Below are 15,587 nucleotides of genomic sequence, written 5' to 3' on the forward strand. Positions count from 1 at the left end.
CGGACGAGGCGCCGGCCGGTGCCGATCCGGAGCCCGAGCCTGCCGGACCGGGGGCGGCGGCGCCCGCGGCCCCGCCGCGTGCCTGCGTCTACCGTGAAGCCGATGGGGTCGCACCCGTCTTTAGCGGCGAATGGCCGGTGTTGGCCGCCGAACTCCCGGCACGCGGTCTTGCCCAGCAACTAGCGTTTCAAAGCGAGTTGACCGAGGTCGCGGGTCGCGCGCTGCATTTGCGCGTGCCACTGCGTCAGTTGGCCGATGCGGCCACCACCGACAAGCTGCGTCAGACGCTGACCGAGCACTTCGGCACCGAGGTGCAATTGCACGTCGAGCTGGGGCCGGTGGGTACGACGGCGGCGTCGCTCGCGGCGCAAGCAGCGGCGGCGCGTCAACAGGCGGCCGAACAGGCGATCGCGAGCGATCCGCTCGTGCGCGAATTGATCGACGAATTCGACGCCCAGATTCTGCCTGGCAGCGTTCGGCCGTTACAATAAGGCAGTCCGTTGTCGCGAATCGGCGCCGGGTTTCGAGTGAAATCCCCAAACACGCGTTACATTGGCTGCGAGACGCCACGACATGCCACGACGCGCTGCGCGTACCGTATTCGAAGTGCTACATACGACATACCTCATTCGATTTACTCAGGAGTCAACATGCTGAAAGGAAACATCGCGGGTCTGATGAAACAGGCCCAGCAAATGCAGGAAAACATGAAGAAGGCGCAGGAGCAGTTGGCCCAGATCGAAGTCGAGGGTCAGTCAGGGGCCGGTCTGGTCAAGGTGGTGATGACGTGCAAGAACGACGTGCGTCGCGTGACCATTGATCCGAGCCTGCTGGCCGATGACAAGGACATGCTCGAAGACCTCGTGGCGGCGGCGTTCAACGATGCCGTGCGCAAGGCCGAAGCCACCGCGCAGGAAAAGATGGGCGGCCTGACCGCCGGTCTGCCGCTGCCGCCGGGTTTCAAGATGCCGTTCTGAGCGGTTCTCCGCCTGCTTCCAGAGAAAGACGACGCATGCCCCAGCTCTCGAGCCTGCAGGAACTCGCCGATGCCCTGCGCGCGTTGCCGGGTGTCGGTCCGAAGTCCGCGCAGCGCATGGCTTACCATCTGCTGCAACGCGACCGCAAAGGCGCCGTGCGGCTGGGCGAGGCGCTGGTGCAGGCCGCCGAGCAGATTCGCCACTGCGCGCGCTGCAATACGTTTACCGAAGTCGAGATTTGCGAGACGTGTCTCGATCCCGAGCGCGACACGAGCCTGCTGTGCGTGGTGGAAACGCCTGCCGACCAGAACATGCTCGAGCAGACGATGACGTTCAAGGGCCTGTATTTCGTGCTCATGGGGCATCTCTCGCCGCTCGACGGCGTGGGCCCCGGCGAGATTCATTTCGAGCAGCTGATTCGCCGCGCCACGGACGGTGTGGTCAAGGAAGTGGTGCTCGCCACCAACTTCACCAACGAAGGCGAGGCCACCGCTCACTATCTCGGACAGATGCTCAAGGCGCGCGGTTTGCGTGTAAGCCGGCTGGCCCGGGGCGTGCCCGTCGGAGGCGAGCTGGAGTATGTGGATGCCGGCACCATCGCGCGTGCCGTGCTCGACAGACATACGCTCTGAGCATGACGCGCGGGTGTCGCTGTGCAGCGATGCGCGTAGGTACTGCTCCTCTCATCCAATCGGATTAGCTGTTATTCGGTATTTCTGCGCTCATCCCGGTCTTCTAGACTGAACCTGCCGACTTGATAACCCACCAGTACGGGGAACCAACAAGAGCTTTCAAGCGGCGCGGGGCCGAATACCTGTCGCGTGGAACCGGTCGATGACCCAATAACTGCGCACGGGCACTGCTTAGGCAGGGAGTTAAGGTATGGCTAACGATACCGGGCGCACCCTGATTTATGCTTCCCGAAAGCACAACGACGCGTTGCTGTCGTTCTTCGGTGAGCACGGCTGGCAAGTTCTGCCGGCCAAGAGCGCCAGCGACGTCAGTCGCATTCTGAATCCGGGGACCACCAGCGCAGCACTCATCGACCTGGCGAGCGGTTATAGCGACCGCGACATGGGCGCATTCGAGTCCTGCATGCAACCCGCCACGGTCGGCTGGGTGGCGGCGACAAATCCGGAACAACTCACGACGAAATCGATCCGGCGGTTGATTCGCGACTACTGCTTCGATTACGTCAACGTTCCTTGTACCAATGACCAGCTCGCGCACTCGATCGGTCATGCCTGGGGGATGGCATCGCTCTCGGAGGTGCCCATCATCACACCGCAAGTCGGCGGCGATCAGGAGATGGTCGGCACGTGCGAGGCGATGCAGCAGCTCTTTCGCACCATCCGCAAAGTCGCCAACACCGACGCGCCGGTATTCATCTCGGGCGAGTCGGGCACGGGCAAGGAACTGAGCGCGGTGGCGATCCACGAGCGCTCCCCGCGCGCCAAGGGGCCGTTCGTTGCGATCAATTGCGGTGCGATTCCGCCGCACCTGATGCAATCCGAACTATTCGGCTACGAGCGCGGCGCCTTCACTGGGGCCAATGCCCGCAAGATCGGCCGGGTCGAGGCCGCCAACGGCGGCACGCTGCTGCTCGACGAAATCGGCGACCTGCCGATCGAGAGCCAGGCGAGCCTGTTGCGCTTTCTGCAGCAAGGCGCGATCGAGCGTCTCGGCGGTCACGAGGTCATTCCGGTCAATGTGCGTATCATTTCGGCGACACACGTCGATTTGGAGGAGGCCGTCAAAGAAGGGCGTTTCCGCATGGACCTGTTTCACCGTCTGTGCGTGCTGCGTGTCGACGAGCCACCGCTGCGCGCGCGTGGACAGGATATCGAGATCCTCGCCCACCACATCCTGCAGCGCTTCAAGGGCGACAATCATCGCAAGATCCGCGGCTTCACTCAGTGTGCCGTGCAGGCGATGTACGAATACCACTGGCCGGGCAATGTGCGCGAACTGATCAATCGCGTGCGCCGCGCCATTGTGATGGCCGACGGCCGCATGATCTCGGCCAAGGATCTCGACTTGCTGCCGTGGGTGCCGACCCTAGTGCGCACGCTCGAGGAAATTCGCGCGGAGGCCGAACGAACGGCCATCGAGCAGGCATTGCTGCGCCACTGTCACCGGCTGACGGACGTGGCCGCAGAGTTGGGCATTTCGCGCATTACCCTGTACCGCCTCATGTGCCGGTACGGAATGCGTGGTGACGAATCGGGCGTGCCGGCCTGATATCTTCTGGCGAAGAGAGGGCGGCCGTCCTGTGATGAGCAGGGCGGTCGTTTCTTTTTGGGATCCTGAAGATTGCCGCATCGAGCGGCCTGAATGTGTCGCCCGAGGCAGTGTTTTTCCCTGTTGACCTCGCGTTCTGCGACTTCTGCCATCGCCAATAACGACGGGCCATTTCGGCAATCCGTCTCGAACATCCCACGAACGTTTTCCATACGCATTGCGTTGTCTCGTGCGTCGAGGAAACGCGTCGCGCAGTGTCACGCGAGGGGGCCGGCGATGCCTCACCCTCTGCGTATCCTTATCGTGGCGACGCTGCGCCCGCGTGCCGATGCCGTGCGTTTCGGCGGTACCCAAAATAGGCGCGGCCGGTCGCCGCGCGAACCGATCAAAGATGAAACATCCACGGCAACGAACGGCGTCGCGGCTCGCGCGGCCATACGTGACGAGGCTGTGTCGTTATGTCGCAGCAGGGCCAAACTGTCGCCATTCTGTCACCGGGAACCCTTGCCACCCGGACCTCTATGGCAAGCGTCGTTGGCGACGCCGATATCGTTCGCAGTTCGGAATGTTTGTCGAATACGTCGGTGATGTGACATCGGCCGCCTGGCGTAGCTCACGTATCAATGCTGAAACGTTTTCGTACGCAAGCCTGGGGGCGTGCCTGGGTCGGAAAAAATAATTTCAACGTTTTCAATCACTTAAATCGGGTGGCATGGAAGTCGCTTTATTGTCCCGGGCAAGGAGGGCACAGCGATGCGAATTCTCACCACCGACATTCAGTACCGAGTACGACAAGGCGCAGGCGCGCTGGCCGCTGCCGTCGCCGTGACTTTCGGTCTGTGCGCCGCACCGGCGCAAGCCCACGAATTCTCGCGCTCGCCGCTTATGCATGTGGCGATGCTGACCGGCTCGATGGTGCCGACGTCGTTCTCGACGACGCTGCCGGCGATGCGGGTCTCCGACGCGGATGTCGCCATGGTGGCACCGATTTCGGATCTGATGCCGGTGGCCGCTCGCACGACGGAGGATGACGCGTCGGCCGCCCCCAGTACCAGCGAAGCCACGCCCGATGTCGCCAGCAACCAGGACATTGGTGTGACCGGCGTGCCCCTTGCGGCAGCCCGTATCGATGACGAACAACTTGGCAGCCAGCGTGGCCGCAATCTGCAAGGCGGCGCGATGGTTCAGTCGCCCGGAATGGTGCTCGCCAACGGCGTGACGTTGTGGGACGAACTGCCCGGCGCCGTGACGCCGATGCCGCGTCCGCAACAACTGTCGAGCGGCGTGAACAACGTCCAGGTGACGCGTGTGACCTACTCCACGCGGTGAACGACATGACCCAACGCTCCATGGCGCATGCCGGCAGTGTCCTCGCCACGATGATCGTGGCGCTGACGCCGGCGCTGCTCCCCGGCCGCGCGCACGCCGAACCGGCGACGCCCGGGGACCTGGTGATCGAACGCAACATTGGCCCGGAAGTCGCTTATCGCGGCTTGCCTCGTGAGCAGAACCCGATCGGCATCGCCGTCCCGGCGTTCCCGACGGGGCCGTTCAACACCGCCATGGGAGCCGTGAATCAGGTCATGGACAGTGAATTGACGGGGCGCGCCTCGGTCGGTCTCGTCACGGGCGCCGTGCAATCCGGCATCGATCCGGTGATGGGCGTGCTCGTGGGCAATGCCCGCGGTGGCAACGCGCTCAACACCTCGAACGGCGTCGGCGGCGGCTTCAGCGCCGGGGTTGGCGGTGGCGGGGGGATCGGCAGCATCGGCACGCTCGTGCCGTCCGTGATCAATTCGGCCCTGTCTCCGCTCACGAGCATCGGTGCTGCAGGAGCGGCGAAATGAGCGCGCATCGCATCTCGCTCGGCGCCCGTCGCGCCATCGCTTTGGCAGCAGCCACTGCGCTGAGCGCTGTCGCCGGGGTGTCATCGGCACAGGACGTCTGGATCGTGAACGGCGAACTCGCCGGCACGCACGCCACCATCGATAACGGTGTGGCCGTGGGCGCCGTCGGGGCGATCGGCGTCAATCAGGCGGCCGGCGTGAACAACGCCCAGGCCAACAGCGCAGTGATCGCCAATGGCGGCAGCGTGAGCGTCGGCGCGTCGAGCACGAATCAACAGGCGCTCGTCACCACGACGACCGGCGCGGCCAGCGCCGCAATTCAAGGCAACGCATTTTCGGGCACCTCGGGGGTGACGCAAGTCAACCAGTCGAGCGGTGCCGGCAATCTTCAACGCAACGCCACGGTCATTGTGACGGGCGATGCGGCTGGAGTGGCGAGCGTATCGGATACGGCACTATCCGCTGCGATCGCTAAGGGTGGCCCGGCTGGGCACGACAACCTCAACGATCTGTTCCGCACGGCGTCGATTTCCGGTGACGCCTTCCGCGGTGCGAACGGTGTGGTCCAAGTGAACCAGTCGGCTGGGATAGGCAATGTAACCGCAAATGTTTTTGTGCTCCGTCCCCCGGCGGGCACATCTTTTTAACTGGGTAACTCTCTCGTCAAGGAGATGGTCATGAAAACGAAAGCAATTGCAGCGGCCGCACTGCTGGTAGCAACGGGTTCCGCCATGGCGTACCCGTCTCATCACCAGCAATACAGCTTCTCGTTCATCGGCAACGAAACCAACGTGCTGAATCTGGTCGGCATTTTCGGTCTGATCGGTATTCGCGGCTGCGTCACGGTGGATAACACCGGCAACGCTGTCGTGCAGAGCAATCAGAGTGTCGACGCGCACCATGTGTACCTCAGGGGCCCGCTGCTTGGCAGCTATGTGACGGGCGACGTGACGTATGGCGTGCATTCGCATACCACGACGGTCTCGAACCAGGGGAGTGCTTACCTGCTCGCCGGTTCGACCACCAAGTCGTTTGACAATACGACGTCGTGGGTGAATGCCGAGGCCAATGGTCACCTGAACACCAGCCATTCCTTCCAGGCCGGTGCCGGGTATATCGCAGGCCAGTCCAGCTCCGGCTCGGGTGGCTTCATCGCCGGCGGTGGGTATCAGTATTCGAACATTGCCGGTGGCGGAGGCATCATCGGTGGCGGCTTCATTCCGCTGCCGCCGTTCGGTGGCGCCGTATATGGCGGCTACCTCGCGGGCAACTTCGGCGCGGGCCAAGGCTCGGTCTGGGGTGGCTATGCGTATGGTCAGCAGTCGCAGGAAGCAGGTGGCTTCCTCGCGGCAGGCTTCCTGAACACGCAGAAGAGTTTCGACGCAGGGTTCCACGGCTTGTTCAACTATGGCCAGGCTTCGGTCCATAGCGAATCGATCGCCGCAGGGGCACTGTGGGGCTTCTCCGACACGTACATGAAGTCGACCACGTGGGTTCACGGCGCCATCACGTACCACATCAACACGGCGCAGCTCCAGACGATGGGGGCCACGCTGGGCAATGGGGCACTGGCTAACGCCAACGGCAACATCGGTGTGAACGTGGCGGCGGGTGCCGACAACGCGCAGGCCAACAACGTCGCGATCGCTTCGCTCAACGCCCAGCCGGTGTATGCCTCGGCACAGGTGTTCGCGAACCAGTCGTCGAGGGGCTCGGCCAGCATCTCGCAGTTCTATGTCAACGCCAGCGTGGGGGATAACGCCCTCGCCGGTGCGACTGGCAATGTGGGTGTGAACGTGGCCGCCGGTGTGGGCAACGTGCAGCAGAACGGCCTGGCCGCCGCAGTCTCGCAAAGCGGCTTTGGTTGGTACAAGGGTGGTGCGGCTAACTCGACGGCGCAAACCGATCAGTCGGCCTCGATGCACGCTTCGGGCGACTTCATCGCCAATGCTGCGCTGGGTAACGGCGCCCTTGCCTGGGCCAGCGGCAACATCGGTGTGAACGTGGCTTCGGGTATCGGCAACGTGCAGAACAACAGCCTTGCCGTCTCGGCAATCAAGTGAGGTACCGAACCGGTCCGGGGCGTCCCGGACCGGTTTTTTCATGAGGTGTGACATGAATGATGCGCGTCGTGCCGCAGTGAGGATCGCTACGGTTTGCGCTCTGGCGTGCGCAAGCGTGGCCGGGCACGCGCAGTATGCATCGGTGAACCTGGAATCTTCGACCGGTGTACCGGCGGTCAAGAAGATGCGCTCGTTCAAGTCGATGCACTACGTGAATCTGGTCCAGCAGGAATACGACTTCAGCTGTGGGTCCGCAGCCTTGGCAACACTGCTGCGATATGGCTACGGGATCAATATTCCCGAGCCGGAAATGATCCAGCGAATGATGGCGTTCTCCAACCCGGAAACGGTCATCAAGAACGGCTTCTCGATGCTCGACATGAAGAAATTCGTGGAGACGCTGGGGCTCGAGGGGCGAGGATTCAAAGTTGACGTGAACGCGCTGTACGACTTGAGGATTCCGGTCATCGCGCTGATCGACGTCAATGGCTATCAACACTTTGTGGTCATCAAGGCAGCGAAGGACGGGCGTGTGTTCGTGTCCGATCCGGCGCTAGGCAATCGCATTATCGAGCAGGCCGATTTTGCCAAGCAATGGAACGGCTTGGTATTGGCGGTCGTCGGCAAGCCGTTTATGGAGGATTCACCGCTGCTCAAAGGAAACGAATCCCTGGCGGTCAAGTTGCGCGACAGCGCCTTGGCAACCGGGACGTCACCGACCCCGATGGTGGACTTCGGCATCATCCGGGCGGATCTGTTTTGAGACAAGACCATCATGAACCGATATGTCCCGATGCTGGCCATTCCGCTGCTTGCGAGTGCCGTGCCGGCGTTCGCATCGAGCGTGGTGCCCGAGAGCTGGACGCCTGTGAGCGATGAAGTGCTCGCGCATGCGACCGGCAAGTACGCACAACAGAACATGATCACGGGCTTTCAGCTCGTCATGCAGTCGCAATGGCAGATGCCGACAGGTGCAAGCCTGATGGCCACCGGCGTGCTGGGTGTCAATCAAAACGGGGGCGGCTTCCAGGTCCAGACGGGCGCCGCGACCGGCATCATCCCCGGTCTGGTCAACGCGACCGGGCCCCTGACGCAGTCCGTCGCGGGCGCGGCGAGCGTGCTCATCAATGGCGTCGCCCAGATCACGCAGGTGGCCGGCGACGCGAACAACGCCCTGAATAAAGCCATCATCCAGTTCGGTCCTGGGGTTTCCATCGCCTCGCTGGTGCCGGTCGGCGGGCAGGGCGCGAACAATTCACAGACCACGGTAGGCAATCTGAGCGCCAGCGTGGCCATTACGTCGGCCGGCATGCAGATCACGCTCAACACGCCGAACGGTAATCTCGGCCAGAGCATAGGCGGCGGGGCCGGCGCGGCGATGAACCAGATCATGCAGGTCGTGCAGGTGGCCGGGAACGCCCAGCAGGTGATGAACACAATGCAATTGAATCTGCAGACGAGTCCGCTCACGACGGCCGGATTGCATCAGGCCGGCATTCAGAGCGCGTTGGCCAACATCGCCGCCATTCGCCGATGAGGGTCGACGATCGTCGATCTGTGTACTACTGTCGACGAAGGCAAGGGCAAGTGAAGTGACGGCGGCGCGCTGCAATGCATGCGCAGGGCGACGCCGGGAGCCGCGTCCGGCAGCGTCGTAACCGTTGACCGGACGCCATGATAACGAGAAGTGGGGCGTCGCCGCGAATCGCTTGCGGCGCACAAGAAGGTGATGTCGGCAGAGCCCGGGCATTGCACGTCCACCCAGATCGGACCGGGTTTCGCACGCATTACCCCGCAGTCGAGCAGCAAGGACAACCGTTGTTGGCAATACGTGTTTGTTGGATTGCGCGCGGGCGCCTGTCCGCACTTTTACCCGGGGGGGATCATGAACACTCATCGCTTTTTTCCCGTTGCCGCTATTCCGTTGGGGGTACTGCTTTTCACGCTATCGGCCCAGGCTCAGGAGCATACGAACCCATCGCCGGACGACCGTCTCCAAATGTTGATGGACATGGTCGACCGGCAGCAGCGGGAAATTTCTTCTCTGAAACAGCGCCTCACGGACATCGAGATGGCGCAACGCGGGCGCGGTCTGACCGCGTGGGACACCGCGCAAATCGCGCAGGTCTCACCCGGTGACGGGTCGGCCGCCGGTTCGGCGGGCACCCCTGGCGGCGGTGCCGCCGGCGCGAAGGGACCGTCGTCGGCCACGCCGATCGGCGAGACGCAGCAGATGCAGAAGAGTACGAGCGAATCGCAGCGCACGCCGGCCGAAGAGGCCGTCGTGCAGGCGCAGCATGCGCCGCTGTTCGACCACAAGCTGACCATCGATACCGGGATCAGTTACAGCTACTACGATCGGCGGCAACTCGTGTTGAGCGGCTTCCTCGCCCTGGACGCCATCTTTCTCGGTCAGTTGAATCTGGGGGAGACGAAAGCCAATGTATGGACCTTCGACGTCAACACACGCTACGGGATCAATGACCGGCTGAGCGTGGCGTTCGACGTGCCGTATCTCTACCGAAATTCGGACTTCATCTCGGGTGGGGTCGGTGGTGCGGCGTCGTCGATCAGCGACATCAGCAAGAATTCGGCGAACATCGGCGACGTGAATGCGTCGCTGTACTACCAGCTCGTCAAGGAAAATGCGAACTGGCCCGACATCGTGGCGTCGTTGCGCGTGACCGCGCCGACCGGTACGTCACCGTTCGGCATCAAGCTCGGCACGCCCGACCCGTCGAACAATAACCTGACGACACCATCGCGCCTGCCGACCGGCAATGGCATCTGGGCATTTACTGCCGGGCTGTCGTTTCTGCGCACCTACGATCCGATCGTGCTGTTCGCCAACCTGGCGTACACGTACAACGTTGCCCGCACGTTCGACGACATTTCGACCATCGAAGGCACGACGCAGCCCGCAAAGGTCAAGCTTGGCGACATCATCCAGGTGGGCGCGGGGATGGCGTTGGCGCTCAATGACAAGACAGCGCTGTCGATCTCCTACTCGACGGCGATCTCGCGTGCGACAAAAACGGCTACGCCGGGGGGGGCTTACACCACGGTGGCGGGTAGCTCGACGAACGCGGCATCGCTCAATTTCGGCATCAACTATGCGATCAACAAGCATTGGACGGTGAATGGTTACGTCAATGCGGGCATGTCTCCGGATGCCCCGAACTACGTGATCGGTCTGCGCTTCCCATACACGTTCTGACGCGGGACGCGCAGCGTAGCTGAGCAAGCGGGGGGCAGGAAAGTAAACTGCGCGTCGCCAGCCATGGGGACGCGCAGAGACTCAGGGCAATGAAGGACTTGGGGATAGCGAGGGGGCGGCGCGGCCGGCGGTCAGCGTGACAGGCGGGTCGGAATACGCCCAACCCCCGCGTTGACGGACAGCGTGGTCGGCTGCATTCCCGAGGCCAGCGCAGGGGGCGAAACGTGCGACATCTGCGGCATTCGCGACGTGGTGGCGGTCATGTGCGGCGCGTCCGGCAAGGCCATCGATACCTGCGTGGGCGTGGGCAGTGGCGTGGGGGGGACGACTTCGTCCCACAGGCGCACATTGTTGGCCGTTGCCAACGCCGCGTGAAGCGGCACGACAGCGCCAGCCCCGGTGCCGGGAAGATTGGCGACGATGCTTTGTCGCAGGTTCACCGCGCGAGTGCTGGCAAGCAAGGCGTCGTTCACCCCAACCGGAACGCCGCCGAGGGCGGTGGTCTCGGCTTGCGCGGTCATGGCAAAGCAGGCGACCATCAGGCAGCCTGCGGCGACACACGTCGTCTTGACGGTAAAGTTTTTCATGGCGTGCCCCCCGGCCTCCAGCGGCTGTACTCTCAGCACGCTTGTATTTTATGGCGCGTTTCGAGAAAAGGAAGGGAAAAAAGTAATAGCGGAATGTCAGAAAATTGAGTAAATAAGTTACGCAGATTGCGGTTTGTCGTCCAGAGGCTGCAAAAAGCGGTGTTCGCGAGGTTCAGACCTGTCGCCATGCGGGTTTCGTGCATGAACTGTGCTGAAAGCGAGGTGACGCCTGATGTTTGTCTGATGACGAAGGCTGGAGGGTTTCTTCGGTTTTCATCCCGACCGAGATATGTGTCGTGCATGCGACAGGCGGGGCAGGAACGTGCGCATCGGACTTGAATTGAAGCGGGGCGGCGGCCCGGGGGGCTGACCGGAATGACGGGGGAAGCCATGCGCGTGCTGGTCGTGGGTGAGGCTGCCAGTTGGCTTAGCGGCTTGCAGGTCGCGTTGCAGATCGACGCGAACGCGACGCCGTCGGTCTTGCGTCACGTCGATGATGTGACAGCGCAGGACTGGCTCTGGTTGCGCGAGCTGCCGTCGCGTCGCGCGCTCGTGCTTGCCGAATCGATCGCCCGTACCCCGGCCATCGACGGTTTGTGCGCCGTCGCCGCCGAGTGTGCACCGCCCGTGCCCGTGGTCGTCATCGGGGATGCGGGTTTTCCCGATGAAATGATTCGCTGGCTGCAGGCTGGCGCGGCGGCATGTCTGCCTTGGCCAAGCTCGGTCGCCCGTACCCGCGCCGCTTTCGATCTCGCGTTCGCGGGCGGTCGCTTCGTGCCGGAAGAAGCCCTCTCGGCGTTGCTCGTCCTTTGGCGCCAGGAGGCGTTGGGCGAAGCACTACCGCTTTCCCGGCTGCCGGTGTTCCCGTTGGGTGGCGACAAGGCGACCCAACTGGCCGAGTCGGCGCTGCTCGGCATCTCCGCACGGCAGTACGAAATTCTGGCACTCCTATCGCGCGGTTTATCCATCAAAACCATCTGCCAGCAACTGGAGATTTCCGAGGGAACCGCCAAGACCCACGTATCTGCCCTGTACCGGCGGCTCGGCGCTCGCAATCGTGGCGAGGCGATCTACATCGCGGCGCAGCGTGGTGCGCGTCATCTGTTCGAGACCTGACGGACCATCACCCGCGCACCGGTCGGTCGGATTTCAACACCATTGCACTCGGAACGTTCCGGGAATTGCTGCACGATGGTTGGCCGATCGCGGGCTGTCGAATTACTATACGAACTTCGTTTGCCACCCATTGCGACAGGCGCGGCCGATGGCGGCGCCTCGACGTCGACGGCGATGCCTGTCGACGAGGCACAGGAGTCTACGCGTTGTCCAAGTCGTCCAGTTCGTCCCACCCGTCCCAGTCGTCACCGTTGTCACCGTTATCTCAACCGGCCGAATCTGCATTGCCACAAGGCGCCACCGCGGCATCGACTGCCGCCCCGTCCACCGCTTCGCCGGGGAGTGGCGCCGCAGGCCTGCCGGCGCGAGGTGCGCTCGCCGGCGTGAAGGTGCTCGAACTCGGCACGCTCATCGCGGGCCCGTTTGCCGCGCGCCTGCTCGGGGAATTCGGCGCCGAGGTGATCAAGATCGAAGACCCGCAGCACGGCGATCCATTGCGCAAGTGGCGCAAGCTGCATCCTGACGCGGGGGGCACGTCGCTCTGGTGGGCCGTACAGGCGCGTAACAAGAAGTCAGTGACGATCAACCTCAAGTCTGCCGAGGGGCAGGCGATCGTGCGCAAGCTCGCCGCGCAGGCGGACATCGTGGTCGAGAATTTCCGCCCGGGGCTGCTCGAGCGATTCGGACTGGGATACGAGCAACTCTCGGCCGACAATCCAGGGCTCGTGATGGTGCGTCTGTCGGGATACGGGCAGACCGGGCCGTATCGCGACCGGCCGGGCTTCGGCGCGATTGCCGAATCGATGGGCGGACTGCGCCACATCACCGGGTATCCCGACCTGCCGCCGCCACGCATCGGCATTTCCATCGGCGACTCCATCGCGGCGTTGCACGGCGTGATCGGCGCGATGATGGCGCTGCATCACCGCAATGTGAACGGTGGGCGAGGGCAGGTGGTCGACGTTGCGCTGTACGAGGCGGTATTCAACCTCATGGAGAGCGTCGTGCCCGAGTACAGCGTGGCCGGGATGGTGCGCGAGCGCACGGGGGCGTCGCTGCCGGGCATCGTGCCGTCGAACACCTATGCGTGCGCCGACGGCATGATCGTGGTGGGCGGCAATAGCGATCCGATCTTCAAGCGGCTGATGCATGCCATCGGCCGGCCCGATCTGGCGGAAGATCCTGCGCTCGCACACAACGACGGCCGCGTGCCGCGCACGCAGGAAATCGACGAGGCGATCGGCCACTGGACGCGCGCGCGTTCGATCGACGACGCGTTGGCCGTGCTGCAAGGGGCCGACGTGCCGGCCAGCCGCATCTATACCGTGGCCGACATGTTCCAGGATCCGCAGTTCATGGCGCGAGAGATGATCCAGCGCCACACGTTGCCGGACGGCACGCCGATCGATTTGCCCAACATCACGCCCAAGCTTTCGCAAACGCCGGGACACACACAATGGCTCGGCCCGGCACTTGGCGAGCACACCGAAGAGGTGCTCGGGCAACTGGGTTATGATGCCGAGCACATCAAGACACTGCGCGAGAACGGTGTCATTTGAACTGATCCGATCTCGCACAGCACCGCGGGGCGTGGCACCGTCCGCGGCTCGTGAACCCGCACGTCACACCAAGAAAAAACGTTGCAACCACGGAGACAAGCACCATGCAAAGACGTCAGTTCGTTACGGCACTCGCCGCCACCGGTTTGATCGGCGCAGGTATTCGGCCCGGGTTCGCCCAGGGCAAACTCGAGAAGACCAAGGTCGCGATCGCGGTCGGTGGCAAGAACCTGTTTTACTACCTGCCGCTCACGATTGCCGAACGCCTGAATTATTTCAAGGACGAAGGTCTCGACGTCGAAATCTCGGATTTCGCTGGCGGCTCGAAGGCGCTGCAAGCGCTCGTGGGCGGTAGCGCCGATGTCGTGTCGGGCGCTTACGAACATACGATCCTGTTGCAGGCAAAACACCAGTTCATCCGTGCGTTCGTGTTGCAGGGGCGCGCGCCGCAGATCGTCTTCGGTGTGTCGAACAAAACGATGCCGAATTACAAGTCGCTGGCGGACTTGCGCGGCAAGAAGATCGGTGTGACGGCACCCGGGTCGTCCACCAACATCATGGCGAACTTTGTGCTGGCCAAGGGCGGCGTCAAGCCCAACGAGGTGGCGTTCGTGGGCGTTGGTGCGTCGTCCGGCGCGCTCGCCGCGATTCGCTCCGGCAACATCGACGCCATCGTCAACCTCGATCCGGTGATCACCATGCTCGAGCGCGACAAGGAGATCCGCGTGATCTCGGACACGCGCACGCTCAAGGAGACGGTGTCGGTGTTCGGCGGCCATATGCCGGCGGGATGTCTGTACACGAACGAATCGTTCATTCAAAAGAATCCGAACACGACGCAGGCGCTCACCAATGCCATGGTGCGGGCGTTGCGCTGGCTTCAGACGGCCGGGCCGGCGGACATCATCAAGACAGTGCCCGATGCCTATCTGCTGGGCGACCGCGCGCTGTACCTGGATGCCTGGGGCCGCGTGAAGGAAGCCATTTCCCCGGATGGCCTGATTCCCGCGGACGGCCCGGCCACGGCGCTGCGCACGTTGCAGGCGTTTGACGAAACGGTCAAGGGCAAGCCGATCGATCTGTCGAAGACGTTCACGAACGAATTCACGAAGAAGGCCGACGCCAAGTACAAATGATGACAGCGCCGGCTCTGAGTTTCGACAGCATTACGTGTACGTTCGTCGCGCGAGACGACCGTTCGACGCGTTACACGGCCGTGGCCGATACCTCGCTCGACATTGCGCCGGGCGAGTTTGTCTCGGTCGTCGGCCCGACCGGTTGCGGCAAGTCGACGTTGCTCAACGTCGCTGCCGGGTTGCTGGCGCCGTCGTCGGGCACCGTCAAGGTGTTCGGCGAGACGCTCAAGGGCATCAACTCGCGCGCCGGCTATATGTTTCAGGCCGAGGCGCTGATGCCCTGGCGCAACGCGATCGACAACGTGACCGCCGGGCTCGAGTTCCGAGGCGTCCCCGCCGAGGACGCGACGGCGCGCGGGCACGAGTGGCTCAAGCGCGTGGGACTGGGCGGGTTCGGCGATCGCTACCCGCACCAGCTCTCGGGCGGCATGCGCAAGCGCGTTGCGATGGCGCAGACCCTGATTCTCGATCCGGACATCATTCTGATGGACGAGCCGTTTTCGGCACTCGATATCCAGACGCGTCAGCTCATGGAGAACGAGTTGCTCGAGCTGTGGGCGGCCAAACGCCGGGCGGTGCTGTTCATCACGCACGACCTGGACGAGGCCATTGCGCTGTCGGACCGTGTCGTGGTGCTGGCGGCAGGGCCGGGCACGCACCCCATCGGGGAGTTCCGCATCGATCTGCCGCGTCCGCGCGACGTGGCGGAAATTCGCAATCATGCGCGCTTCACCGAGCTGCACGCCCAGATCTGGGACGTGCTGCGCGAGGAGGTGCTCAAGGGCTACGCGCAACAGTTGAAAGCAGTCTGAAACGTCATGTGGCAAATCGCAGGCTTTCTGAT

Annotated in this window: 16 protein-coding genes; 15 read left to right on the forward strand and 1 reads right to left on the reverse strand. The window is 63.2% G+C overall.

Annotated features, from left to right (window positions below; translation table 11 throughout):
• The 11 genes from PEP31012_RS21115 to PEP31012_RS21165 all read left to right on the forward strand — a co-directional run.
• The coding region (locus tag PEP31012_RS21115) for a DNA polymerase III subunit gamma/tau C-terminal domain-containing protein (protein WP_281355534.1) at nt 1–491 on the forward strand (491 nt) is incomplete at its 5' end.
• Nucleotides 492–650: 159 nt separating this feature from the next.
• Nucleotides 651–977, forward strand: coding sequence for a YbaB/EbfC family nucleoid-associated protein (locus tag PEP31012_RS21120; RefSeq protein WP_010807314.1), 327 nt, complete (start codon nt 651–653; stop codon nt 975–977).
• A gap of 35 nt (nt 978–1,012) precedes the next feature.
• Nucleotides 1,013–1,609 carry a recombination mediator RecR gene (gene recR, locus PEP31012_RS21125; RefSeq protein ID WP_150591237.1) on the forward strand — a complete coding sequence of 199 codons (597 nt, stop codon included), beginning with the start codon at nt 1,013–1,015 and terminating at the stop codon, nt 1,607–1,609.
• A 250-nt stretch (nt 1,610–1,859) separates the two neighbouring features.
• Nucleotides 1,860–3,218 carry a sigma-54 dependent transcriptional regulator gene (locus PEP31012_RS21130; RefSeq protein ID WP_150591238.1) on the forward strand — a complete coding sequence of 453 codons (1,359 nt, stop codon included), beginning with the start codon at nt 1,860–1,862 and terminating at the stop codon, nt 3,216–3,218.
• A 753-nt stretch (nt 3,219–3,971) separates the two neighbouring features.
• Complete coding sequence (locus PEP31012_RS21135; protein ID WP_150591239.1) at nt 3,972–4,547, forward strand: hypothetical protein; 576 nt, start codon at nt 3,972–3,974, stop codon at nt 4,545–4,547.
• A 5-nt stretch (nt 4,548–4,552) separates the two neighbouring features.
• A complete protein-coding gene (locus tag PEP31012_RS21140; protein ID WP_150591240.1) occupies nt 4,553–5,065 on the forward strand; it encodes a hypothetical protein in 513 nt (170 codons plus the stop codon).
• Complete coding sequence (locus PEP31012_RS21145) at nt 5,062–5,712, forward strand: hypothetical protein (RefSeq protein WP_150591241.1); 651 nt, start codon at nt 5,062–5,064, stop codon at nt 5,710–5,712. The genes PEP31012_RS21140 and PEP31012_RS21145 overlap by 4 nt, the downstream gene beginning before the upstream one ends.
• 30 nt (nt 5,713–5,742) lie before the next feature.
• Complete coding sequence (locus PEP31012_RS21150) at nt 5,743–7,128, forward strand: hypothetical protein (protein WP_150591242.1); 1,386 nt, start codon at nt 5,743–5,745, stop codon at nt 7,126–7,128.
• Nucleotides 7,129–7,180: 52 nt separating this feature from the next.
• Nucleotides 7,181–7,891 carry a C39 family peptidase gene (locus tag PEP31012_RS21155; protein WP_246171416.1) on the forward strand — a complete coding sequence of 237 codons (711 nt, stop codon included), beginning with the start codon at nt 7,181–7,183 and terminating at the stop codon, nt 7,889–7,891.
• A gap of 12 nt (nt 7,892–7,903) precedes the next feature.
• The gene (locus PEP31012_RS21160; RefSeq protein ID WP_150591243.1) at nt 7,904–8,665 is read left to right on the forward strand and encodes a hypothetical protein; all 762 of its coding nucleotides are present in this window, start codon (nt 7,904–7,906) and stop codon (nt 8,663–8,665) included.
• A 348-nt stretch (nt 8,666–9,013) separates the two neighbouring features.
• Nucleotides 9,014–10,345 (forward strand): hypothetical protein, encoded by a 1,332-nt coding sequence (locus PEP31012_RS21165; protein WP_174978349.1) that lies wholly within the window; start codon nt 9,014–9,016, stop codon nt 10,343–10,345.
• Between the two features lie 131 nt (nt 10,346–10,476).
• On the opposite strand, the gene PEP31012_RS21170 is transcribed toward PEP31012_RS21165, so the two are convergent.
• Nucleotides 10,477–10,932, reverse strand: coding sequence for a hypothetical protein (locus tag PEP31012_RS21170; RefSeq protein WP_150591245.1), 456 nt, complete (start codon nt 10,930–10,932; stop codon nt 10,477–10,479).
• 375 nt (nt 10,933–11,307) lie between these two features.
• Here PEP31012_RS21170 and PEP31012_RS21175 point away from each other — a divergent pair, with 375 nt between their 5' ends.
• The 4 genes from PEP31012_RS21175 to PEP31012_RS21190 all read left to right on the forward strand — a co-directional run bounded on the left by PEP31012_RS21175 (nt 11,308) and on the right by PEP31012_RS21190 (nt 15,555).
• Complete coding sequence (locus PEP31012_RS21175; protein ID WP_150591246.1) at nt 11,308–12,048, forward strand: helix-turn-helix transcriptional regulator; 741 nt, start codon at nt 11,308–11,310, stop codon at nt 12,046–12,048.
• 356 nt (nt 12,049–12,404) lie between these two features.
• Nucleotides 12,405–13,607: a CaiB/BaiF CoA transferase family protein gene (locus tag PEP31012_RS21180; RefSeq protein WP_150591311.1), complete on the forward strand. Its 1,203-nt coding sequence runs from the start codon at nt 12,405–12,407 to the stop codon at nt 13,605–13,607.
• 104 nt (nt 13,608–13,711) lie between these two features.
• Nucleotides 13,712–14,743 carry an ABC transporter substrate-binding protein gene (locus tag PEP31012_RS21185; RefSeq protein WP_150591247.1) on the forward strand — a complete coding sequence of 344 codons (1,032 nt, stop codon included), beginning with the start codon at nt 13,712–13,714 and terminating at the stop codon, nt 14,741–14,743.
• On the forward strand, nt 14,743–15,555 hold the full coding sequence (locus PEP31012_RS21190) for an ABC transporter ATP-binding protein (protein ID WP_150591312.1): 813 nt from the start codon (nt 14,743–14,745) through the stop codon (nt 15,553–15,555). The genes PEP31012_RS21185 and PEP31012_RS21190 overlap by 1 nt, the downstream gene beginning before the upstream one ends.
• Nucleotides 15,556–15,587 lie beyond the last annotated feature (32 nt).

This window comes from Pandoraea eparura, assembly GCF_902459725.1.
Lineage (GTDB): Bacteria > Pseudomonadota > Gammaproteobacteria > Burkholderiales > Burkholderiaceae > Pandoraea > Pandoraea eparura.